The organism is Sinomicrobium kalidii (genome assembly GCF_021183825.1).
Lineage (GTDB): Bacteria > Bacteroidota > Bacteroidia > Flavobacteriales > Flavobacteriaceae > Sinomicrobium > Sinomicrobium kalidii.
This window is the reverse complement of the sequence record NZ_CP089211.1, coordinates 2,531,403-2,554,895: the sequence shown is the minus strand read 5'-3', so window position 1 is coordinate 2,554,895 and position 23,493 is coordinate 2,531,403. Positions and strand designations below refer to the sequence as shown.

15 protein-coding genes are annotated in these 23,493 nt (G+C 46.7%); 10 read left to right on the top strand and 5 right to left on the bottom strand.

Features of this window, described 5'->3' with window-relative positions; genetic code table 11:
* Nucleotides 1-109: 109 nt before the first annotated feature.
* The 8 genes from LS482_RS10110 (at nucleotide 110) to LS482_RS10075 (ending at nucleotide 12,217) form a co-directional block, all read left to right on the top strand.
* A complete protein-coding gene (locus LS482_RS10110; RefSeq protein ID WP_233031663.1) occupies nucleotides 110-3,931 on the top strand; it encodes a polysaccharide lyase family 8 super-sandwich domain-containing protein in 3,822 nt (1,273 codons plus the stop codon).
* A 52-nt stretch (nucleotides 3,932-3,983) separates the two neighbouring features.
* Nucleotides 3,984-6,137: an alginate lyase family protein gene (locus LS482_RS10105; protein WP_233031662.1), complete on the top strand. Its 2,154-nt coding sequence runs from the start codon at nucleotides 3,984-3,986 to the stop codon at nucleotides 6,135-6,137.
* An 81-nt stretch (nucleotides 6,138-6,218) separates the two neighbouring features.
* Entirely contained in the window at nucleotides 6,219-6,518 is a 300-nt protein-coding gene (locus tag LS482_RS10100) for an ArsR/SmtB family transcription factor (RefSeq protein WP_233031661.1), read from the top strand.
* Between the two features lie 184 nt (nucleotides 6,519-6,702).
* On the top strand, nucleotides 6,703-7,617 hold the full coding sequence (locus tag LS482_RS10095) for a DMT family transporter (protein WP_233031660.1): 915 nt from the start codon (nucleotides 6,703-6,705) through the stop codon (nucleotides 7,615-7,617).
* Nucleotides 7,618-7,914: 297 nt separating this feature from the next.
* A complete protein-coding gene (locus tag LS482_RS10090) occupies nucleotides 7,915-8,379 on the top strand; it encodes a DUF4199 domain-containing protein (RefSeq protein WP_233031659.1) in 465 nt (154 codons plus the stop codon).
* A gap of 109 nt (nucleotides 8,380-8,488) precedes the next feature.
* On the top strand, nucleotides 8,489-9,166 hold the full coding sequence (rplU, locus tag LS482_RS10085; protein ID WP_233031658.1) for a 50S ribosomal protein L21: 678 nt from the start codon (nucleotides 8,489-8,491) through the stop codon (nucleotides 9,164-9,166).
* Nucleotides 9,167-9,241: 75 nt separating this feature from the next.
* Entirely contained in the window at nucleotides 9,242-9,502 is a 261-nt protein-coding gene (rpmA, locus tag LS482_RS10080) for a 50S ribosomal protein L27 (RefSeq protein ID WP_233031657.1), read from the top strand.
* A 282-nt stretch (nucleotides 9,503-9,784) separates the two neighbouring features.
* A complete protein-coding gene (locus LS482_RS10075) occupies nucleotides 9,785-12,217 on the top strand; it encodes a TonB-dependent receptor (RefSeq protein ID WP_233031656.1) in 2,433 nt (810 codons plus the stop codon).
* Between the two features lie 93 nt (nucleotides 12,218-12,310).
* Here the strand turns inward: LS482_RS10075 and LS482_RS10070 are convergent, their stop codons facing one another.
* The 4 genes from LS482_RS10070 to LS482_RS10055 all read right to left on the bottom strand — a co-directional run bounded on the left by LS482_RS10070 (nucleotide 12,311) and on the right by LS482_RS10055 (nucleotide 18,986).
* Nucleotides 12,311-13,741 carry a purine-cytosine permease family protein gene (locus tag LS482_RS10070; RefSeq protein ID WP_233031655.1) on the bottom strand — a complete coding sequence of 477 codons (1,431 nt, stop codon included), beginning with the start codon at nucleotides 13,739-13,741 and terminating at the stop codon, nucleotides 12,311-12,313.
* 228 nt (nucleotides 13,742-13,969) lie between these two features.
* Nucleotides 13,970-15,373, bottom strand: coding sequence for an FGGY-family carbohydrate kinase (locus tag LS482_RS10065; protein WP_233031654.1), 1,404 nt, complete (start codon nucleotides 15,371-15,373; stop codon nucleotides 13,970-13,972).
* A 66-nt stretch (nucleotides 15,374-15,439) separates the two neighbouring features.
* A complete protein-coding gene (locus LS482_RS10060; RefSeq protein WP_233031653.1) occupies nucleotides 15,440-16,720 on the bottom strand; it encodes a sugar isomerase in 1,281 nt (426 codons plus the stop codon).
* Nucleotides 16,721-16,877: 157 nt separating this feature from the next.
* On the bottom strand, nucleotides 16,878-18,986 hold the full coding sequence (locus LS482_RS10055) for a bifunctional aldolase/short-chain dehydrogenase (protein ID WP_233031652.1): 2,109 nt from the start codon (nucleotides 18,984-18,986) through the stop codon (nucleotides 16,878-16,880).
* 287 nt (nucleotides 18,987-19,273) lie between these two features.
* On the opposite strand from LS482_RS10055, the gene LS482_RS10050 reads away from it, so the two are divergent.
* Both LS482_RS10050 and LS482_RS10045 read left to right on the top strand, forming a co-directional pair.
* Nucleotides 19,274-20,329, top strand: a complete 1,056-nt coding sequence (locus LS482_RS10050) for a GntR family transcriptional regulator (RefSeq protein WP_233031651.1) — start codon at nucleotides 19,274-19,276, stop codon at nucleotides 20,327-20,329.
* A 41-nt stretch (nucleotides 20,330-20,370) separates the two neighbouring features.
* On the top strand, nucleotides 20,371-21,294 hold the full coding sequence (locus LS482_RS10045) for a DUF6807 family protein (RefSeq protein ID WP_233031650.1): 924 nt from the start codon (nucleotides 20,371-20,373) through the stop codon (nucleotides 21,292-21,294).
* Between the two features lie 8 nt (nucleotides 21,295-21,302).
* Here LS482_RS10045 and LS482_RS10040 read toward each other — a convergent pair whose 3' ends face one another.
* Nucleotides 21,303-23,489 (bottom strand): hypothetical protein, encoded by a 2,187-nt coding sequence (locus LS482_RS10040; protein ID WP_233031649.1) that lies wholly within the window; start codon nucleotides 23,487-23,489, stop codon nucleotides 21,303-21,305.
* Nucleotides 23,490-23,493: the final 4 nt, after the last annotated feature.

Below are 23,493 nucleotides of genomic sequence, written 5' to 3'. Positions count from 1 at the left end.
CCGCAAGTTTTACAAGTGAGTTAGTTTGTTTTTTACAAAACAGCGGGTGTTTTAAAAAGAAAGCACCTGCTGTTTCAATACGTCATACTTAACCGAAAAAATATAAGGAATGAAAAAAAATTACACTTTTATCATTTTAATCCTGCTCCCCTTTTCATTTATTGCATATGCGCAAACAGACTTTGAGGTTATTATGCAGCAAATACGGGAGGAAAACAAGATCACCGATATTGCCGCTTTGGACAATACCGTTACAGACCTTCTTTCAGATCTCAATGAAGACGGTTCCTGGCCGGACCTGGATTATACACAAACATCTTTTACCGATTGGAAACCGGTGGCACATCTGGACAGGCTCATCCATATGGTCAATGCATATACCACTTCCGGGAGCAGCTATTATCAGGACAATAGTCTTCATGCATCCATTGAGTCTGCCCTTACGCTTTGGGACAACAGCGATCCCAAAAGTGATAACTGGTGGTACAATCAAATTGCCTGCCCCCAACGTTTGGGACTTATACTAATTACCCTAAGGAACGGACATGTTCCGATTGACAGTACACTGGAAAACAATCTCATCACACAAATGAACCGTGGCGACCCCACAAAACAGGCCGGGGCCAACAAGCTGGACATTGCCCTGCATTACATATACAGGGGATGCCTTATCGCTGATAACCAGGTCCTGCAAACCGGTATCGATGAATCGTTTTATCCGTTGACCCTTACAACAGCAGAAGGAGTACAACACGATTATTCCTACCAGCAACACGGGCCTCAGCTCTACATTTCGGGTTACGGGACCGTTTTTGTGAATACCACGGTAAAGGTAGCCACCTATCTCGCCGGCACCTCCTATGCCCTTACGGGATCAAAACTGGATATTCTTACAAATTTCATATTCAACACCTATGCAAAGGTCATTCGGGGAAAGTATATGGATTTTAGTGTGAACGGAAGGTCAATAAGCCGAAAGAACAACCTGCTCTCCTCGGGATTTGCAGGTACCCTTGAAAAACTCAAGGATATAGACCCCGCACATATTGCGGAATACGACCAGATCATTGCCCGTTTGAAAGGTGTGGAAGACCCGGGTTATCAGGTAACCGGATCGCATACACAATACTGGCGGTCGGACTATGCCCTGTATAACAGTCCCGGGTATTCGTTTTCGGTAAGGACAGCCTCTACCCGTACTTCCAAAACAGAAAACGGTAACGGGGAGAACCTCAAGGGATATTTTTTATCAGACGGCGCTACCAATATAAGGGTGGACGGGGACGAACATTACAACATTTTTCCGGTATGGGAATGGAACAAGATCCCCGGGGTAACCGCTCCGGAACTGGAAACCATCCCGCTAAGACGGCAATGGCAGGTCCCCGGAACCTCCGCTTTTACCGGGGGAGTCTCTGACAACTCCTATGGCACCAAAGTATTCGCCCTCGATGAATACGGTGTACAAGCTAAAAAAGGATGGTTTTTTTTCGGGGAAGAAGTCGTTTGTCTGGGGGCAGGGATCAATGCCACAGCAACCGAACCCATATTGACAACCGTCAATCAGGCATGGCTCGACGGAAACATCACCATAGCTCAAAACGGAAGTATTACACAGCTTCAGCCGGGAACACATAGCTATGAGAACGCGGCAGACTGGGTGTTTCACGATAAAGTGGCCTATTTTTTTCCCGAAAAAGGAAAACTGAACATCAGGAACCAGACCCGGACAGGAAGCTGGGGCAGTATTAATAACTCCTATACCTCCGATCCGGTTTCCGAAGACGTTTTTACGATGTGGATAAACCACGGAACCCAGCCCTCCGGTGCTTCCTATGCCTATATCGTTGTACCGGGCAAAGAAACACAGGCCGAAGTCGAAGCCTACAACCCGGATAACATCAGCATTATTGAAAACAACGGGAATATCCAGGCGGTACGGCACGAAATCCTTGGCGTCCTTCAAATAGCCTTTTATTCCGCAGGGACCTACGAACAGGATTCCGTAAAAATAACGGTAGACAAGCCCTGCGTAATGATACTGAAAGACCTCGGATCTCCCGAAGTAACCGTAGACATAGCAGACCCCGGCCAAAGGCAATCCCTGATCAATGTATATACCGATTTTCCCGCAATTGAAAAAACCCGGCACCTGGCCTGCGAAATGCCCGCCGGGGAATATGCAGGGTCAGGCAAATTGTTTACCGTTAACAGCGAAACCCCTGTGTATGTCCCGAAACCCGGTACAGCGGTCGGAGTTACACCTACAGACGACGCATATGTACGTGACGGAACCTATGCCGACGTCAACTACGGAACAGACCATGTTTTGATCGTAAAAAATGACGGAGCCTCATACGCCCGGGAAACATTTTTAAAATTCGACTTGGGACATATTGAAGGAAATGTCATCGATGCTACCTTAAAATTATACGTTTCCAGTGCAAACACCAATGTAACCTCCACGCAGTGGGAACTAAAGTACGTCAATGACGATGTATGGGACGAAAACAGTATCCGCTGGAATAACAAACCGCCAAGCAGCGAAACCATAGCCGGTATTCCCGGCCAGTCCCGGGGAACTGCCGAGTGGAACGTATCCCGAAAAGTAATCGAAGAACTCCAAAAGGACAGCGTACTGTCATTGCAGATCGCTTCAACCGTGGCAGGGTCAACCACAGACGTGGTCTTTCATTCCAAAGAGGCCACAACTCCCGAAATAACCCCTGTTCTGGTATTAACTATTGATGACAGCACCATAGCCAACGAAATGGAACCTGTAGACGACTCGTTCGTCAGGGGTGGTACTTATTCAAGTGAAAATTACGGCACATCCACCGCCCTGGTCGTAAAAAACGACTATGATTCCTATACCAGGGAATCCTACCTGAAATTCGACCTGGGGCAGATCGAAGGCGATATTGTCGACGCCCGGCTATCGATATCCCTGATAGGGGCCAATACCGATGTCAATCTCACTTCCTGGGATATCAAGGCCGTCGAAGATGATAACTGGAATGAATCCGGACTTACATGGGACGGAAAACCTTCTCCCGGGGGATTACTCGCCAGCACACAAGGAGTTTCTGAAGGTACGGTAACGTGGGATGTGACCCAACAGGCCATTCAGGAACACCAAAACGACAAAACCCTGTCGTTACACCTGAGTTCTACCTACCCGGGTGCCAAGACCGATGCTACATTTTATTCGAAAGAAGCATCCAATACCGGCTTAAGGCCAAAACTTACGGTAAGGGTGGACAAATGTTCCGTTAACCCCATAACTATATCCATTTCAGGTGACAATAAAGTCTATACGGGTTATAAAAATGCCAATTGCACCACTTTATCTGCCGCGGTATCCGGAGGAACGGGAAATTATTCCTATTCGTGGAATACCGGGGAAACCACCCGGGATATACAGGTATGTGCAAACGAGACCACCACCTACACGCTTACCGTTACCGACGGATCGGGATGTTCGGCAACCGAAGATTTTATGGTATACACAGAAAACGTGATCGAAAAAAGCAATAAAAATAATACAGACAAAATTGTACTATGCCATAAGGGACAAACCATATATATTGCGGAAAACGCGGTTGAAGATTTGCTGTATGAAGGCGCTGTGTTAGGAAAATGCAATCCGACAGCTACTCCCGAAACCGACGGGATCACTTTAAAATATGTATGGCCCAACCCTGTAACGGGCCCGGTAAGTGTTTACATAGAGAATGAATACAGGCGCGTTAAAACCCAGATACTGGTTTTTGACAGTAACGGTCAATGCGTTTTTAGAAAAAACATCCGTTTAAACAAAGGCCTTAATGACTTTTCCATTGATCTGGGTAATAACATTCCCGGTATCTATTTTATTAAAATTCCCGGGGTACATGCCGGAAATAATGCTGTAAAGATCATTAAGCGGTAAAATAACACTCAACAACATCGGGGAGTGTACAAGGAAGAAAAACGATAACCCTATGAACAAACATTGCATTGCACTGGTATGCTGCATCCTCTTCGGAATTCTCAGAGCCTTCCCCGGAACGGCCGGCGATATTTTCGAAAAACTGGACCTGAACGACCCCGCCCTGAAAGCGGTAAAAATGTACTACGACAAGGGCCGGACGCAAGAGGCCCGGAAAGTGCTCCTGGACATTTTTCGCCGGAAGGAAAACCTGTATATACAAGTTTCCGAAACCGACCTGCCCTACATCCGCGACCATTACAAGGAAGAAGTCCGGACTTCCATAAAAACTGCAGACGAAGTGCGCAATAAGTACTTCCTCTTCCGCTACGAATGGGACATGGAAAAGACTACAGCCCCCTACCAGTTCAAAAAGGAAATAGACTGGCATGCCGAACCCTTCGGAGACCCGGAATGGACCTTTATGCTCAACCGGCACCGCTATTGGGTAGACCTGGGCAAGGCCTATTTCTTCACCGGAAAGGAAAAGTATGCCAGCACCTTTGTGGAGCAGGTGACCCACTGGATAGACAACAACCCGGTACTGGAAAGCAACCAATGGAAATCATGGCGGCGGATCGAAGCCGGTATCCGGGCCGAAAACTGGATAAAGACCTTTGAACTGGTCAAAAATTCCCGTCATATTACCCCGCAATTCCTGGAAAAGCTCCTCGACGCCCTTTATGTCCATGCCGAATTTATAGACCGGGGATATAACAGGCACTCGCAAATGAGTAACTGGGGCGTACTGGAATTTCACGGACTTTTTAACCTTGCTGTATTTTTAGATAAATTCAAAGCGGCGGAAAAGTGGAGAGAAAGCGCAATTGACAAACTAAACACCTGCATCCAAAACCAGGTACCGGACGACGGCACGCAATGGGAACAATCGCCCATGTACCACAACGAAGTGTTTCACTGTTACCTGAACACCATATTGCTCGCCCAAAGAAAAAACATCGAACTTCCCGAAACCACGCTGCAAAAAACAAAAGATATGGCCTATGCCAACGTGGAGTGGCAAAAACCAAACTACCACGAACCCCTGCTGGGCGACAGCGACGACAATGACCTGCGCGGGCTACTGACCACAGCCGCCATAGTTTTTAAAGACAAGACTATAAGGTCCAGGGCATATGACACACTCGACTATCATAATTTCTTTGTTTTCGGGAAAGAAAAGCAAAAAAAGTACAGCAACATGGATGGGCAGGAACCGGATTTCCTGTCGGCATACCAGCAAAACTCCGGTGATCTTTATTCCCGTTCTTCGTGGAAAGAGGATGCTTATTACAGCAGTTTTCACATGAAACGACTGGGTGGAGGGCATTCTCATGACAACCTGCTGCACTTCACCCTTTTTGCCCACGGCAGGGATTACCTCATCGACGGAGGCCGCTACACCTACGTCAATAACAAATGGCGAAAATATTTCAAGGACAACAAGGCACATAACACACTTGGGGTAGACGGCCTGCCCAACAGCGCGTATGCGGGTTCCTGGGGCAATGCCTACGAAGCCCGGTCCGAAGGTGTTTTTACCAAGATCACAAAAGACTACGATTATGCCGAAGCCATCAACACCGCTTACCTCCGGCTGGAAGACCCCGTATGGATGAAACGCAGAATGATTTACATCAAACCGGACCTTTGGATACTGGTAGACAGCTTTAACGGAAAAGAAGAACACACCTATTCACGGTATTTCAATTTCCCGGACAAGCAGGTGGAAATACAAAACGGCGGATTATCCACCACCCATGCCGGTAATAATCTGCACATCCGGCCCTTGAAAAAACCTGAAATACAATTAGAAGATGCCTGGTGGTCTCCGGAATACAACCTGAAAAAACCCGTAAAACGCGCAGAACTGTATAAAAAGAAAAAAGGCTTCACTTCCTTTATCACCTTGTTGTACTTTCCGGAAAATAACCGTTTACACTATGAAAAAATACCGGTTTATAACAGGCAGGATAAAGTTGTAGCTGACAACGAAGCCGAAGCCGTAAAAATAACTTTTTCCGGAAAAGAGTACATCCTTGTAGTGTCACATAAGGCATCAAATAACCTGAATCCTTTTTTACTGGTGGAAGGCCAGGTACTCTCCGGTGAAGTCATCCTTGTGGAACGGGAAGAGGACACCCAAACAATTCACCTGATTAAATAAGGCCGGGATACTTTTCGGATGTCCTTTCCACTATTTTTAAACATATCGACATATTTCGATATATAATTGTATATTTGCATCATGGATATTGTAGAAATAAGCAAAGTACTGTCTAACAAGGCAAGGGTGGATATCCTTACCTGGCTGAAACATCCGGAGGAACACTTTCCGCCGCACCGGGAGCTCGGTCATTTTAACGACGGTGTTTGTGTAGATCACATCCGGAGAAAAACGGGATTGTCGCAGTCTACCGTATCGCATTACCTGAACATGATGTACAAGGCCGGGTTAATCGAACCCACCCGTTACGGCAAATGGACCTATTTTAAAAGGAACGAGGAAACACTAAACGCGTACCGGAAAGAAATAGAAAACATATAATTTTTTTGAAAACATACATCGACATATCTCGATTCATGAATAAGAGACTGTCTATGAAAACAGGAGATATGGATAACAGGTGTATTCGGAGCGAAAAATTCACTCCTGAAATAACGCAAGAAAACGAATAGAAATCAAATAAAAACAATGCATTTTTGCATTACAAATCTCACGTATTCCTGTCATGAACAACAGCAAGAACAACAAATGGTTAATTCTCTCCGTACTTGCCCTGGTATGGGGAAGTTCGTTTATTCTGATAAAACACGGCCTCACCGGGCTCTCCCCGGTAGAGCTGGGCTCATTCCGGATATTATTCGCCGCGTTATTCCTGATGGTAGTCGGTTTCAAAAGCCTGAAACAGATACGCAAACACCACTGGAAGTACATTGTCATTACTTCCTTCCTCGGAACGTTTATCCCGGCCTATTTTTTTGCCATCGCACAAACACAAATTGACAGTTCGGTAACGGCAATCCTCAATTCCATGGTGCCGCTGAACGCCCTGATTTTAGGTATTCTTTTCTTCCGTGTGGGTTTTGAGAAAAAACAGGTTATCGGTGTACTTATCGGTCTTCTGGGAAGTATCCTTCTCATTTTCAACGGGGCATCCATGAACCCCGGGCAGAATTATTTTTTCGCCATATTCATTATCATCGCCACCATCTGTTACGCCCTTAACGTAAATATCCTGAAACGATATTTACAGGACCTCAACTCACTGAGTATTGTCACCGGAAATTTTCTGGTATTGGCTGTTCCCGCCCTGACCATACTGCTATTCTCCGGTATACTGGAGCACATCAACTCCCCCGCGACCCTGGCATCTATAGGTTTTATTTTCATATTGGGTGTTATTGGAACCGGAATAGCTAACATTCTGTTTTTCCGGCTGGTCCAGATCTCTTCTCCGGTATTTGCCACTTCCGTGACCTACCTTATCCCGGTTGTAGCTTCTATCTGGGGTTTTCTTGACCATGAGAAAATGAATGCCCGGCAATTGGTGGGTGCCGCTATTGTCCTGACCGGTGTTTACCTCGCCGGTAAAAAGGCTTCCAGCAAAAAAGGTAAAGCCGTTCTCCGCAAGAAGTTTTCCTGAAACCACCCGGTTCCCGGCGGGTTTTATACCTGTCGGGAACCGGAAATATTTACAATACCGTCCGATGCCCTATACCTGCAAATACCTTATTATGCACCCATCTGCCGGGAGACAGGAACAAGATATGCTCCAAACCAATCATTTTATCCGTCGTTTTATACTTATACATTTATGCTCTTAAACAACTGAGGATTTCCCCGTATTTTCAGCAATTTCATCCAAAAAAAGGAGCCATTTTATCACCATACCACTTTTTTTTCGTAACTTATTTCCTCAAATCCAATAATTTATAAGGTTATGGGCTCAAAACATATTTCCCTCCGGTACGGCATTGTCACGGCCATTGTTTTAATTGCCTATTTTCTGATCGTTAAACTGTTCGATCTTCACGAAAATATATGGCTCCGTCTGCTCAACGGGGCGATCGTAGCCTATGGTATCTATGCTTCCATCCGCTACAAGCGCCTTGTGCAACAGGAAAAATTCGACTATTATGCCGGTGCTACAACCGGGATATTCACAGGTTTTCTGGCCACGATCATTTTTGTCGGGTTTATGGGAATATACATGTTCCACCTGGACCCTGCTTTCCCGGAAAAAATAATGAATACGTGGATACGTGGCTATAACCAGGGACCGGGAATATTACTCTTTATTGTTGCGGTGGAAGGATTTGCCTCTACCGTGGTACTCACTCTTGCTTTTATGCAAAAATTCAAGCCCTCCTGGAACCTCTCGAAGAAAATCCCGGGAAAAGCATAAAAAATTTAGTATAACCCACTTGCCTTTTAGAGAATTAGACGTATATTTGCACCCGCCTTTGCGCATGCACTGGCTTTACCAATAATTAAATTTAAATATAACGAACGCTATGTATGCAATTGTAGAGATAGCAGGGCAGCAATTCAAAGTTGCGAAAGACCAGAAGGTTTTCGTACACCGCCTGGCCGAAGAAGAAGGAGCGAAAATATCTTTCGACAATGTTCTTCTGCTGGACAATTCAGGTGACGTTACCATCGGCGCCCCGGCTATAGATGGCGCTTCCGTAGAAGCCAAAATAGTGAAGCACCTCAAGGGTGACAAAGTTATTGTTTTCAAAAAGAAAAGACGAAAAGGTTACAGGGTAAAGAACGGCCACAGGCAGGCCCTCACCGAAATCGTTGTTGAGAACATCGTCGCTTCAGGAGCAAAGAAATCTGCTCCCAAGGCCAAAGCGGAAAAACCTGCCAAAAAAGAAGAGGCAGAAACTGCAGCCAAAAAAGCTCCCGCAAAAAAAGCCGGCAAACAGGCTGCCGGGGACGACCTGAGAAAAATAGAAGGCATCGGACCCAAAATTGCAGAATTGTTTAACAACGCCGGGATCAGTTCGTATGCAGACCTGGCTGCTGCTTCCGTAGACAAGTTGAAAGACATCCTCACCGAAGCAGGCCCGCGCTATGCAAGTAAAGTTCCCGACACATGGCCTCAGCAGGCACAACTCGCAGCTGACGGCAAATGGGACGAATTGAAAGAATTACAGGAAAAACTGGACGGTGGTATTGAAAAATAGCCCCGCTGAGAACTAAAGTATAACCCATCCTCTGTTTCTACCGACTGGTAAAACAGGGCAAAAAACCGAATAAAAATGGCTCACAAAAAAGGTGTAGGTAGTTCCAAAAACGGTAGGGAATCAGAATCTAAACGCCTCGGTGTAAAAATATACGGAGGACAAGCTGCCGTTGCAGGAAATATCATCGTACGTCAACGCGGTACAGCCCATAACCCGGGTGAAAATGTGTACATGGGTAAAGACCATACCCTGCACGCAAAAATTGACGGCGTTGTAAAATTCGAAAAGAAAAGAGGTAATAAATCTTATGTTTCCATAGAGCCTTTCGAGGCTTAGGAAATACCTTTTTCGCAAAACATCAACCCTTCTGTCATCGATGACAGAAGGGTTTTTTATTTTGTATCACTTGTGGTGCTCCCACAACTAATATGCCTTCACGCCGTACAGGATTTGGTATTTCACTTCCTGAAAAAGACAGAAAAAGGATACTTTCCATAAATAACACCCTTTTTTACAAACACTTATAAACACAAAATTATAGCTGAAAAAGTTTTGTTCTTAAAACTCCGTTAAATACTTTTGTGCTGTTTAAAATAAATCTAAATAAAAACAAACCCGATGAAAAGACTATTTCTTTTCTTTGCCTTTCTGGGCTTTTCTGCTACAGCCCTGGCACAAACAGGAACTATTAAAGGGACCGTTACTGCCGTGAATAATTCTCCTCTTGAATATGTAACCATAACAATAGGACAGAACGGTACTTCCAAAGGAGCATTGACCGACAGCCGCGGCGCCTATGAAATTACCGGAATTCAACCCGGAGCATACCTGCTGAAAGCCTCTTCGGTAGGTTTGAAAACCCGTGAAATAAGGGTTGTGGTAAGAAGTAATGAAACTACTTCCGTACCCAACATTGTGCTCACCGAACAACAGGAACAACTCGCCGAAGTGGTTGTTGAAGGTCATAAAACCAACAAATACGCACAAAAAGAAAGTGCATATGTCTCTAAAATGCCATTAAGCGATATCGAAAACCCGCAGGTATTCAACAGCATAGGCAGCGAACTCCTCGAAGACCAGGTCGTGACCAACTTTAACGACGCCCTGAAAAACGCTCCCGGTATTAGCCTGCTATGGGAACCCACAGGAAGGGGTAACGACGGCGCCGGATATTTTTCCATTCGCGGATTTGCCGTACAGCCCACCATGCTCAATGCCCTCCCCGCCCTGACCAACGGAAGCCCGGACCTTGCCAATACCGAGCGTATTGAGGTTATCAAAGGCCCATCGGGCACACTTTACGGAAGCAGCCTTATTTCGTATGGCGGACTTATCAATATTGTTACCAAAAAACCGTTCAGCACGTTCAGGGGCAATGTTTCCTATACCGCGGGAAGCTACGGACAAAACCGGGTTACGGTAGATGTCAATACACCCCTGAGCAGTGAGAAAGACATCAACCTGCGTGTAAACGGTGCCTATCACACCCAGAACAGCTACCAGGATGCCGGGTTCAGAAGATCATTTTTCGTAGCCCCCTCCTTATCCTACCAGGTAAACGACAAGCTCTCGTTTCTTGTCAACGCTGAAATCTATAACGGAAGGAGTACCAACCAGACCATGCTTTTCCTCGACCGGGGAGCACCGCTGCGTGTACACAATATGGAGGAGCTTGATTACGATCACAAGCGGTCTTATACCAGCAACGACCTGTACATAGACAACCCTACATACAGCCTTCAGGCACAGATGAACTATAAACTCAGTGACCACTGGACTTCACAGACTGCGTTTTCCAATTCTTCTGCAAAATCAGACGGGTATTACTCCTACCTGTATGAAGGAACACAGTATACACCCCTTACAGAAGGTATCGTACTGGCAAGATATATCAACAAACAGAAATCGGAAACCGTTGGTACGGATATCCAGCAAAATTTTATAGGAGACTTCGAGATAGGCTCCATGAGGAACAGGATCGTAGCGGGGATCGATTACCTGCAAACCAATGTCAATAACAACAGCACCCCTTATATCCAAAACGGAATGGTTTACATAGGAAGTGACCTGCAAGGGTTTAATGAACAAGTGCTGGGCATAACCGATCCTGCAGGTTATACCGATGACAGCGGGGTACTTACCCAGGCCGGGACCGATGCTCTGCTTGCCGAATCCCAAATAACACCGAATAAGACCGTACAGGAAATTTTCAGTGTATACGCTTCCGATGTCATCAACATCCTTCCTGAGCTGTCTGCCATGGCCAGCCTTCGTGTAGACCGCTTCTGGGACGACACCTACAACCAGACTTCTTTTTCCCCGAAATTCGGACTGGTATACCAGCCCGTGCTCGACAAGGTTTCCGTTTTTGCCAATTACATGGACGGGTTTACCAATGTCGCTCCTCAAACCATAGTAACAGAAGGTGTCACCTCGGTAGAATCTTTTAAGCCGGAGCATGCCAACCAGCTTGAGTTCGGAACCAAATTAAACCTCTTTGACGATAAATTAACGGCTACCCTGAGTTACTACGATATTAAAGTAACCGACAGGACACTCCGGGTAGACATCGATGCCAATAATTATTTCTATACCCAGGATGGTGAACAGAGGAGTAAAGGGTTCGAAGCCAATATCAACGCCAACCCCGTACGGGGATTAAACCTGATAGCAGGTTACAGCTACAATGACAGCAGGTTAGAAGAAGGTGCTGCTGATTTTAAAGGCAGAAGACCCGAAGAAGCGGGCCCCGTAAACATGGCCAATTTCTGGGCAGGTTACCAGTTTACCGGAGGTAGGCTCGAAGGTTTCGGTTTAGGTTTCGGAGGCAACTATGCGGGCGAAAACAAGATCATGAACCGGAATACGACCGGAGTGTTCACCGTACCGGAATACACCGTACTCAATGCATCCGCATTTTACGGCACACGCGATTTCCGCATTACGCTGAAACTCGATAACATCACAGATGAAGAATACTATAAGGGATGGTCTACCATCAACCCGCAATGGACCAGGACCATATCGGCCAACTTTTCTTATACGTTCTAAAAAGCCGGTTTCTTAAAAATCCAAACCCTGCCGTTCTTTCCGGAAGGAAAATACCGGCAGGGTTTTTCATACCAACTAACTAACTCAAATTCATCAACGCTTCACTGTTGTCCTTCGTTGAAAATACTTGCTGAAAACCAAAAACAATACCCCGCAACAAAGCCATGTGGGCAGGGTAACGAAAGAAAGGAAAACATCAAATTGCAGGGAAATAAAATAAAACACGGCAAAACTGACCACCCAGGCCAGGAACACCGCAATGTTAAACCGGATTCCTTCCTTTTCTGCATAAAACCGCTGTATTCCGTATTTATCGGCAAAAAAATGATCGAAGACAATTATTGCCCCGAAGGGCGCCAGGATAAAACCGTACAGTGCTACAAAATCCAGCAGTTTCATCGCTATGGCCGGGAACAATCCCGCAAAGGTAGCTATCCCTCCTGCCAGTAAGGTCACTTTAAATGTCGAAGCCTTTGGCATTATGGCCTGGAATGCCAACCCGGCCCTGTAAATGGTAGGATTGGCGGTAGTCCATCCTGCAAGGATCACGGCAATGATACCGAATATCCCTATGGTATTATAGGCAAGCGGTCCGGGGGCCACTGAAGGCGCCTGTCCGTCCGCCAGAATGGCCTGCACTTCCGGAGAACGGAGGTATACCGCATAGATCAATGCTGCTGCAATCCAGGCCATGTAGTGCCCGACGTACATCCCCGCCGCAGTGGTCCAGCTCACCGAGGCTTTTTTGGCATAGCGGAACACACTCAGGTCCGACATACCGATGTGCATGGCCGCATTGGCAAACCACGACCACAACACTACATGCCAGAATGTGTATTTTACCTGACCGGGGAAAGGTTCGGAGCCTTCACCCCATACATTCCAGAAATCTGAAAAACTCGAAACCCCGAGTTGGTTCAAAGCTACAATTCCACAGAGCAAGAAAGCCAGTACGATAACGGGAGACATCCAGTTTGCCGCTTTCGACACCATGTCATAACCCCTTGCCGCAATGACCGAAATAACCAGTCCTATGGCAATGACAATGATCACCCAGGTAAAACTGTTGGGCATGGTATCCGTAAGCCTGGGCATTTGCATATTAAAAGGTATCCCCACTGCCGTGGCCGAAATGGTGATCATGGCACCCGCCAGAAAGCAAAAAAGGATACCATTAGCCAGGTTATACCCGATAACCAGCTTTTTTCCGCAGATCTTTTCCAGCTGATAATATAACGTCCACCTGTATTTCACCGCGATCTCTGCGGTTAAAAAGCGCCAGCTCAGCACAGCCAGGAAATTTCCCAACAGCAATCCTATGATAAGGTCGAAAGCGCTTACCCCGGTAGTAAGGAACAGGGGACCTATAACGAATTCGGTTCCTGCCGCATGTTCGCCGGCGTACATTCCGAGAAAACTCTTCCAGCCTTTCCACCGCGATTCGGGAACTGCTTCCCTTTCGTATTCTCCCCCGGTGGAAGAGGCCGGTTCCAGTATGTGTTCTTCCGCACGCGTCTGTTCCATAATTTTGTCAGAATTAATTGTGAATGTCAAATTACGAACGCTGAATATCGAAGTGTAATCACAAAACTTCATCATTTATCATTCTGCGGTTCGATATTCATTATTTATTAAGGCAGCAAACTAACGATTGCTTTTGTTTTTTCTGGTCAGAAGTCCGGCGTCCGAAGTCGGAGGTAGAATTGATCCGTCCCAAAAACTTCGGACTTCGGACGCTGGACTTCCGACTTTTCACACCGCATCTCTTTCGGGAGAAAGGAGCAGGGGTGCCAGTTTTTCCATTTTATAAGTCTTCTTTAAAAATTTGGGGCCGGGTTTTTCTTCGGAAATGACCATGGCCGCTCCCAGCGCAGAACCCAGAGAATTTTTGGTCGTCCTCACCTTGTAATCCTGAAAATGATGGGCCATGAGCTTTACAAAGACATCGTTGTCCGTAAATCCCCCGTCAATGAATATTTTGTTTATGGCGCTGTTGCCTATAGCCCTCCGCGAGGTTTCTACCTGCAATTCCATCAGTTCGATCATTAACTGGTGAAAAGCTTCTTCGAAAGAGGAAAAAGGGGCCAGGTCTGTCTTGTTCAGCTTTTTTCTTCGCAACCGTATCCCTTCAAACCTGAAGTGCATGGAAGGATTGGAGATCAGTTTCAGGTATAATCGCCTGTTAAATTTAATTTTCCTGTGATAACCATAGGCCTTTCCGTAGTGTTCACCAAGCTTTTTGACCTGTATCCTGTATTCGTTACCCATAAAAAAACGGGTGGCCTTTACCCTTTTTCCGTTTGTACGCATATAGTTCAGACAGTTATTGTTCACGTCTTCAGCAGACAGGGCTTCCTGGTTAAACGGGTTGAGGGATATGCTCCAGGTTCCCGTGGAAACCAGCAGAAAAGGTTTCTTTTGACTTAGTATATACGGGAGAAGTGCGGCGGAACTGTCGTGAATACCCACCCCGATCTTTATTTTTTTTCGTTTATACGTCATGCTCAGGCTGGTCTCCGAAGGCACAATGGGAGGCAGTTTCTTATCTATTTCCTCTTTGTACACCCATGAATGATAGTCGTTGGCTTCGTAGTTCCAAAGCCCGGTATGGCAACCTATGCTGGTGTAATCGCTGAGCGGAACACCCGTGAACAGGTAAGACAGGTACTGTGGAAAATGAAGGGAATACTTTATTTTTTTGAATATTTCCGGTTTGGTCTTCTTTATCCAGTATAACTGCATTCCGGAATTCAGCATTCCCGCCTGGGGAGAAGCGGTTTCGGTAGCGAACGCTAACTCGTCGCCATAAGTATCGTAAAATTCCCGGGTAATTTCCTCAGGGACCGGTTTGGTGTAATTGTAAAGCGGTGTCAGCACATTCCCTTTTTCGTCCACATGTACAAAACTGGCCCCGTAGCTGGAAAAATTGATGGCGGTAACCTTGAATTCTTCTGCGTGGAGTATGCGGTCCAGCATCCCTTTCAGCCATTGTTGTAATTGTGGCAGGTTTTCCACGGGGTAGCCGTCTTCGTCCACGGTTTCGTCCAACATGGTGTATTCCCTGTACACTTCCTTGAAATCCGTGTCGAACAGGAAAAATTTCTTATTGGTCTTCCCGATATCAAAAACGGCAGTTACCTCGGTCTTGGTGGTCATCGGTTAAAGCTGTTTTTTGTTGGTTGGTAATTACCGGGATTTCTCCCGTGTTCTCTGGGTTTTCTTTTACAGGCCGGTGGCCTTAACTTTCATCCCTCTTTCTTCGATCAGTTGCTTTCTCACTTTCAGGCTCCGATAGGCTTCTATGGGGTTTATGGCGCCCCCGGAACGTATCCTTGCTTCCCTTAACAACGGTCTGACATCCGTTCGGTATGCATCCTGCAATATCTCCTGGCACCTTGTTACGTCACAGGCTTGTTGTCCCTCGAACAGTGCCTGACGGCTCACCAGTAAGGCCTGGGCATATGCGATCAGGATAGCTTCGAGCGATTGTATAAGGTCCTCCAGCGGATCTTTTATGTTGTGACTGGCATCGATCATCCATGCCAGGGGAGGATTTTTCGGATTGTTTTCCATACCGTAGACCAGCTCGTTGAAGATCAGGAAAAGGTTGTAGGGTTTTATCGCCCCTACCGTAAGGTCATCATCGCCATATTTGCTGTCGTTAAAATGAAACCCTCCCAGTTTCCCTTTCATCATCAGGGTAGCCACGATCTGCTCTATATTGGTATTGGGCAGGTGGTGGCCAAGGTCTACAAGGGTAAAAGCCTTTTCACCGCAGGCGTTGGCCAGCATGAACGAAGTTCCCCAGTCCTGGATTACCGTACTGTAAAAATTGGGTTCATAAGGTTTGTACTCTATGAGCATTTTCCAGTCGTCAGGCAAATGCTTATAAATAGCCTTCAGGCTGTCTTCGGTATGTTGCAAGACACTCTGGAAATTGTATTGCCCCGGAAAATTGGCGCCGTCTGCGAGCCAGACCGTGAGGCTTTTGGAACCCAGTTGTTCGCCGATGCGAATAACTTCTATATTGTGTTCAATGGCTTGGTCCCTGGCAGCCTGGTCCACGCTGCTCAGGGAACCGTGCCGGTAACTTGCTCCTGCCCCTTCCCCTTCCTGGTCCTGGAACGTATTCGAATTCATCGCATCAAAGACAATCCCCAGCGAATTTGCCAGTTGTTGCACGGCATGTATGTCATCGGGGATATCCCAGGGAATATGTAAAGAAACAGCCCCCGCCGTTTTGGTAAGTTGATGTACTATGCCTATATCTTCAATCTTTTGCTCCAGGGAACCGGGTTCACCACCATAGGAAAAACGTCCGAAACGCGTTCCGCCGGCACCGAGCGCCCAGCTTGGCAAGGCCACCTGAAAGTCTATCAGCTTATCGATGACCTTCTCAATAAACGGTTCGGAAAAAACCGTTTTTAAGCCTTCCATCTGACGCCTGTGATTTTCGACACCCTCCTTGTTCAGGTTGGTTATTTGTTGCTGGTCAATTCTCATGTTTTTTAATATCCTGATTTATTTGAGGAATATGAGTTGTAAAGTTGTTCATCCGGGATGCTCCCTGTAATTATGCAGCTTCATAATCTTTTCGCTTTTAACTCATATTCCCGGATAAATCTCATTTTCTAATTATCAAATTATCTCATTGGCACATTTACCGTACAAAGGCATTGGCCATGCCCCCGTCTACATTGATGGTATTACCGGTGCTCTTGTCCAGCAGCCCCAGAAAGGCATAAACACCATTGGCAATATCTTCCGGCCGGATGATCTCGTTCAGGAGATTTCGCTTGGCATAATGCGCGGGAAGTTCTTCCACACTAATTCCGTGGGCTTTGGCACGTCCTTCGGCCCATTCGCCTTCCCAGATCTTGCTGCCGACGATCACACCATCGGGATTTACGGTATTCACCCTTATTTTATTCGCCCCCAATTCGGCAGCGAGCAGGCGCGACATATGCTGCTGAGCTGCTTTTGCCGTGCCGTAGCCTACATTGTTTGGCCCGGCAACCAGGCCGTTCTTGCTGGCAATACTTATTACATCTCCTCCGAGGCCTTGTTTTTTCATGATATCCACACCGGTTTTTGCCAGCAGGAACTGTCCTTTTACCAATACGTCTTGCAACAACTCCCAGTCCTGCTCCGTGGTATCGGACAGTGACTTCGAAATGGCCAGTCCTGCAGAGTGCACTACAATATCCACCCCGCCAAAATCTACACATGCTTCCCGGAATGCGGCAATTACCGATCCTGCCTTGGTAACATCGCAAACCGTCGTAGAGACCTCATCCTTTTTATAGGTATCCTTCGCTTCCTGCAAAAGTTTTTCATCGAGGTCCGTAAGCACTACATTGGCGCCTTCAGCTACGAGCTTATCGGCTATGGCCTTTCCTATCCCTCCGGTTGCCCCTGTAACCACGGCCACTTTTCTGGACAGTGTTTTTTCGGCAGGCATGCGTTGCAGCTTTGCCTCTTCCAGCAACCAGTATTCTATGTCAAAAGCTTCCTGCCGGGGGAGGGAAGTATACGCGCTTATAGCTTCCGCACCCCGCATTACATTGATGGCATTCACATAAAATTCCGAAGCCACCCGGGCAGTCTGCTTGTTCTTGGCAAAGGTAAACATCCCTACACCCGGCCAAAGGATCACCACGGGATTGGCATCGCGCATGGCCGGGCTGTTGCTTCGCTTACAACCTTCGTAATACGCTTTGTATTCTTCCCGGTATTGTTCAAAGGCCGGTTCCAGTTTCCGAAGCGTTTCTTCCGTATCGCTCAGGTCTACATCCGCGTCGAGTTGCAAAAGGAGCGGTTGTATTTTTGTTCGGAGAAAGTGATCGGGACAGGAGGTCCCCATGGGGGCCAGTCTTTCCAGATCGTGACTGTTGATGAACTGTAAAACCCGGTCGCTGTCTGTAAAATGCCCTATCATCCTTTTTTCCGAAGAACAGAGGCCTCGCAATAACGGGGCTATGGTTGCGGCCTGTTCCTTTCGCTTTTCCGCCTCCAGGCTTTTTATCTTTTCTCCGCCAAAAACCTTTCCTTTCTCCTCTACCTTATTTTCGATATATGCCGAGGCTTTTTCTATGACTTCAAGACTGTTGATATAGCATTCATAAGACGTATCTCCCCAGGTAAACAGTCCGTGGCTTTCCAGTACAATCCCGCGAATCCCCGGGTTATCGGCAAGGCATTTTTCGATCTGGAGCCCGAGGTCAAACCCGGGGCGCTGCCAGGGCACCCAGCCCATACTGTCTCCCCAGATCTCCCTGGTGACTTCCCGGCTGTCTTTTGCCGCTGCCACCGCGATCAGTGCATCGGGATGCAGGTGATCGATATGCTTAAACGGCAACAGGCCATGCAGCGGAGTGTCTATGGAAGGCGCTTTACTGTTCAGATCATAGATACAGTGATTAAAAAGAGCCACCATTTCATCTTCGTATTCCAACCCCCGGTACACCTTTTTCAATGCCCGCAACTTATCGACATAAAGTCCGGCCAGTCCGCTCCGGGTAAGGCTGCCGATGTCTCCTCCGGAACCCTTGATCCACATGATCTCGGTATCTTCCCCGGTCAAAGGATCTTTTTCTACCGTACGGCAACTCGTGTTTCCGCCCCCGTAATTGGTAATCCTGAGGTCTGCACCCAGAAGGTTGGACCGGTACAGTAACAGGTCCACTTCATTGCCTTCCATGGCAGCAGCCTTTTCTTCATCCCATAGGTAGTCCACGTATTTAAAGTTTTTCTTTTCCAGTATTTTCATTGATTTACTTTTTTAGTTACCAAAGCACAGCCGGATGAATTTTCACTTTTGAAGGTTCTCTTCAAACGACCTGTTCAATGGATGGAAATTTACTATTCAAGACATGGACGAAAATATGTGTTATACACAAAACAACTATCCTGTGCTGTGCTGCTCAAGTGGCTTGTTATTAGACATTCAGAATACAGTGTAAAATATACACAAAATTTGTTTATTTTTACCATCCGGAAAAAATATTCATGCTATTTTGACAAAACCTCCGTATATTAACACAAAAAATACCAACTATGAATATTGCACCACCCTTAGCCAATATCAGGATTAATGAAGATTCCAGGGTCCCCAAATACAAACAGATTGTAGATTCCATAATAGAAGGCATTGCCCGGGGAGATCTCAAGATCGGGCAGAAGATCCCCTCTATAAACGAGTTGAGCGAGGAATGTTACCTTTCCCGCGACACCGTAGAGAAGGCATACCGCATGCTGAAGGAGAAAAAGATTATTGTTTCCGTAAAGGGAAAGGGCTATTACACGGCAAGGACCGATCTTATTTCCAGGGTTAACATTTTTTTTATGATCAACAAATTGAGTTCTTATAAAATGCGGATATACAACTCATTTGTGAACCGTATCGGTGTAAACGGCCATGTGAACCTCTTTATTTATCACTGTGAAGAATCGCTTTTTGTAAAAACACTCGAAAAAAATATCGGGGCATATGACTATTACGTGATCATGCCTCATTTCAAGAACGAGAAGCTCATGCACATCAGCAATACGAATGAAGTGCTCCAGGCCATAGAAAAAATACCCAAAGACAAGTTGCTGCTGATGGATAATTGTAAGCCGGCAATTACAGGCGAGTACGCTTCCGTTTATCAGGATTTTGAGAACGATATCTACCACGCACTCACCGAAGGCCTGGAAAAACTGCACAATTACGATAAACTCATATTGGTATATCCGCAAAAAGCCGTATATCCATATCCGCTCCGGATATTACACGGATTCCGGAAATTCTGTGTGGAGCATTCCTTTGATTTTGAAATCCTCAACGAAATTTATGATGATATGGGACTGCAATCGCACGATGCCTATATTATCATAGAGGAAAACGACCTGGTGAACCTGGTAAAACAAGTGCGGGAACAGGGATTGGACCTTGGCAAAGATATCGGTATCATTTCCTATAATGATACCCCGCTCAAGGAACTGCTGGGGATTACCGTGATAAGTACGGATTTCAGGGTGATGGGAGAAACCGCCGCAGAAATACTCCTCAGCAACCGAAGGGAAAAAGTAAAGAATGCATTCCGGTTCCTCGACAGGAATTCGGTATAACTTATAAAGGACATCAGGATGTCCTGTAAAAGAGGCTATTAATGATACACCCGAAATATTCTCTCTTCGGCGCCCTGGCCCTTCTCATCTGCCTTCCCGGGTTATCGCAACAACTGCATTTTAAGGGTGAAGGCGACAGGCTTACGCTGTATGAAGGCGAATTACCCCGGTTTTCCTACCAAACGGAAACCCGATCCGAAAACGGGCAGTTCCCGAGAGCGAACTACATCCATCCGCTCTACGGGTTTAACGGGAATGCCTTATCCGAAGATTTCCCGGAAGACCACCTGCACCACCGGGGTGTTTTCTGGACCTGGCACCAGCTTTTCATAAAGGGAAAAAGGGTTGCCGACCCATGGTTATGTGAAGGAATACAATGGAAAACAGACACGGTGTCGACGGAAACGGATAAAAATTCTGCCACCTTAAAGACGGTAGTATACTGGCTCACCGGCAAAGAAAAAAACACTGCTGTAATAAAAGAGAACACCCTGATCTCCTATTCCCGCAAGGATGATCATTACATTATGGATTTTGACATTACACTTACCGCACTGGTTGATGATGTGGAAATAGGCGGTTCGGAAGACGAAAAAGGATACGGAGGATTTTCTGCAAGGCTCAAAACTTCCGGCACTATTACATTTTTCTCGGAAAAAGGAGAAGTCATTCCCAAAAACAATCCGGTGAAAGCCGGGGGATGGGTACACGCCATTCCGGATTACGATCCGGACAAAAAACAACAAACAGGAATCGTTATCATGTGTGATCCACGTAAGTTACCTTCTTTCAGGGGATGGATCTTACGCAGAAGTCAAAGCATGCAAAATGCTGCTTTTCCGGGCAGGGAACCCATCGCCGTTCCGAAAGAAAAGCCCCTGAAGTTCCGGAACAGGTTAGTAGTATATCGCGATACGCTTACCGTTGCGAAAATACAGGGAATCTACAATGACTTCATTAAGTAACTGTAAACTCAGGGCATTTCAGACAGGCCTTCCCAGCGAATGTCCCATTTACCGTTCTTCGGAAAACCGGGGTTTTCACCTTCGCTGCCATCCCATCCGGCACACATCATGGCTACTGCAGTCAATACACCGCCGTTTCCGGGAAGGTAAAGCCGCAGACGTTCATCCTGGTAATTATGCCCGTTAGGTAAATAGGTGTTCGTTTGTATATCCATTAACAGGGCCTCAACAGCCTTTTCCGGCATTCCCAGTCTCGCTGCGGTCATGGCCGTCATCGGAAAATCCCAGCCCCAGGTATCTTCCCATACCCAGGTTTCCCAGATCAGATCAAATGTGTTCCGCATTATGTCCACATCCAATCCGGACGTCTCGGGCAACATACCGTAAGTTCCGAATACGGACGGATGGTCTGTCTTATATTCCGGGTTGGTATAGGAATCCGTTGCACTTTCGGTGGCCAGGTACACCTCATCCTGTACCGGAAGTGGCGAAAGTCCCTTGAGTACCTTGTCCCATTCGGCATTGCGTCCTTCCCCCAGGCGTTCCCTCCATTTTTGCGCCGTTTCCAGTCCCCAGCGCCAGTAAGCAAGTTCATAAGTAGGATTGAAGGTTTCCTCAGCCTTGAAACGCTCCTGTGCGGGAATCACTACCGGTCCCAGCATATACCGTTGTTTGTCCTGATCGTAATGGGCAAAGGAAGCCATAAAATCGGCAGTGCCATAAACCAGTTCCTTATATTTTTCCAGGGTTTCCCTGTCGGAATGTGCGCGATAAAGCAGTTCGGCAAAGGTGATATAATGCGGTTGCTGCCAGATAAGTACCGACCCGATCGATGAGGGGCACTCATTGCCGTAGACATCGGTCATCTTTTGCCACCGGATGCCTTCAAATCCTTGTCGTTCGGCAATTTTACGTGCTTTCCACGATACTTTCGTATACCAGGGCATACTTTTTTCCAGCAATCCGGGACGGCCCCACAATGCAAAATGTACCCCGTGCCACCAGTGCATTTCCAGGTGGGCCTTTCCGAACCAGCTGTTATGTGTAAGCCCGGTTTCCTGTGGCGGAGCGCTTCCCGCACATTGTATTTTGGTGAGGTACTGGGATAAAACAACACGTCGCTCTATTTCTTTTGCCCGGGGATCAGTACATTCCGAAAAGTCCGCCGCTCCGCCGGAGTTCCAGAACGATTTCCACCCTTCCACACTATTTGACTGTACTTCTGCGAACAGCGGCATATCGATATCCTTACTATTTTCAGGGGTGAACCGGCAACTCAACGCAAAGGTGTCTGATCCTTCATCCGGGGAGATCACAAAATAATGCGGTGCTTTTCTGCTGACGTCACCTTTGCTTTCCCACCTTAACAAAGCCGAGTAGGACATGGTATCAAGTTTATGTACTATTTCTGCCCTGTCTGCCTTTGAAGACACCACTTCACTCTTGTGTTTTCCGTTCTTTTTCCAGTTTGTGCCCACATCGGTCCATGATCCCGTGGGATAAGGAAAACGCAGGCGGATTTTCAGCCTTCCGTTCCCAACGAGGAGAGACTTCACCTTTACACCTACAATATCTTTTTGCTGATGTGCATTGGTCCATACTTCCACGGTTTCCCCTTCAACGGTAAACGTGCTTTTTATTTCACCGGTCCATAAATCCAGCTCCTGATGGATGTTCTTAATATCTTCTACGGACACCTTGCTGCCGTCCTTCCCGTAAATATCAAACCCGAGGTTTCCCAGTTGTAAACGGTGCGGATTTTTCCGGAACCAGCTTGCTGCCTTATTATGTCTTCCCCCTTCGGAACCCCATTGCTGAGCATAGGTGACTTTACGTCCGTACTGGTCGTATGCTTTGAGGGTTTCTTCAAATTCATAGCCAATCGTATCCTTAAAGCTGTCCCATCCCCATTCCGACTGTGTGCCGAGCGGAATTCCGTTCTGATAGGCCTCCGGAAAGGTCTGCAGTCCGGTAACATCCACAGTAAATGCAAATCTTCCGTTCCCGACAGAAAGGGAAGCCAGGGTATCTGCTTCCTTCACTACTACATTGTGCCGTTGTACCAGGGCTTTACGGTCTATTGGTGTCTGTGCTCTGGTTTTTTGCTCTTTCTTTTCCGAACAGCTTGTTCCCATCAACAGTAAAAGTCCGAAAACACAAAAAAGCGTTGTCGATTTTCTCCAAAAGTCTTTCATATTC

What these genes read in the sequence shown, in the direction of transcription:
- LS482_RS10045 (WP_233031650.1), top strand. Translation starts at nt 20,371, where the DNA reads ATGATACACCCGAAATATTCTCTCTTCGGCGCCCTGGCCCTTCTCATC.
- LS482_RS10070 (WP_233031655.1), bottom strand. Translation starts at nt 13,741, where the DNA reads ATGGAACAGACGCGTGCGGAAGAACACATACTGGAACCGGCCTCTTCC.
- rplU (WP_233031658.1), top strand. Translation starts at nt 8,489, where the DNA reads ATGTATGCAATTGTAGAGATAGCAGGGCAGCAATTCAAAGTTGCGAAA.
- LS482_RS10055 (WP_233031652.1), bottom strand. Translation starts at nt 18,986, where the DNA reads ATGAAAATACTGGAAAAGAAAAACTTTAAATACGTGGACTACCTATGG.
- LS482_RS10065 (WP_233031654.1), bottom strand. Translation starts at nt 15,373, where the DNA reads ATGACCACCAAGACCGAGGTAACTGCCGTTTTTGATATCGGGAAGACC.
- LS482_RS10095 (WP_233031660.1), top strand. Translation starts at nt 6,703, where the DNA reads ATGAACAACAGCAAGAACAACAAATGGTTAATTCTCTCCGTACTTGCC.
- LS482_RS10110 (WP_233031663.1), top strand. Translation starts at nt 110, where the DNA reads ATGAAAAAAAATTACACTTTTATCATTTTAATCCTGCTCCCCTTTTCA.
- rpmA (WP_233031657.1), top strand. Translation starts at nt 9,242, where the DNA reads ATGGCTCACAAAAAAGGTGTAGGTAGTTCCAAAAACGGTAGGGAATCA.
- LS482_RS10060 (WP_233031653.1), bottom strand. Translation starts at nt 16,720, where the DNA reads ATGAGAATTGACCAGCAACAAATAACCAACCTGAACAAGGAGGGTGTC.
- LS482_RS10050 (WP_233031651.1), top strand. Translation starts at nt 19,274, where the DNA reads ATGAATATTGCACCACCCTTAGCCAATATCAGGATTAATGAAGATTCC.
- LS482_RS10100 (WP_233031661.1), top strand. Translation starts at nt 6,219, where the DNA reads ATGGATATTGTAGAAATAAGCAAAGTACTGTCTAACAAGGCAAGGGTG.
- LS482_RS10090 (WP_233031659.1), top strand. Translation starts at nt 7,915, where the DNA reads ATGGGCTCAAAACATATTTCCCTCCGGTACGGCATTGTCACGGCCATT.
- LS482_RS10040 (WP_233031649.1), bottom strand. Translation starts at nt 23,489, where the DNA reads ATGAAAGACTTTTGGAGAAAATCGACAACGCTTTTTTGTGTTTTCGGA.
- LS482_RS10075 (WP_233031656.1), top strand. Translation starts at nt 9,785, where the DNA reads ATGAAAAGACTATTTCTTTTCTTTGCCTTTCTGGGCTTTTCTGCTACA.
- LS482_RS10105 (WP_233031662.1), top strand. Translation starts at nt 3,984, where the DNA reads ATGAACAAACATTGCATTGCACTGGTATGCTGCATCCTCTTCGGAATT.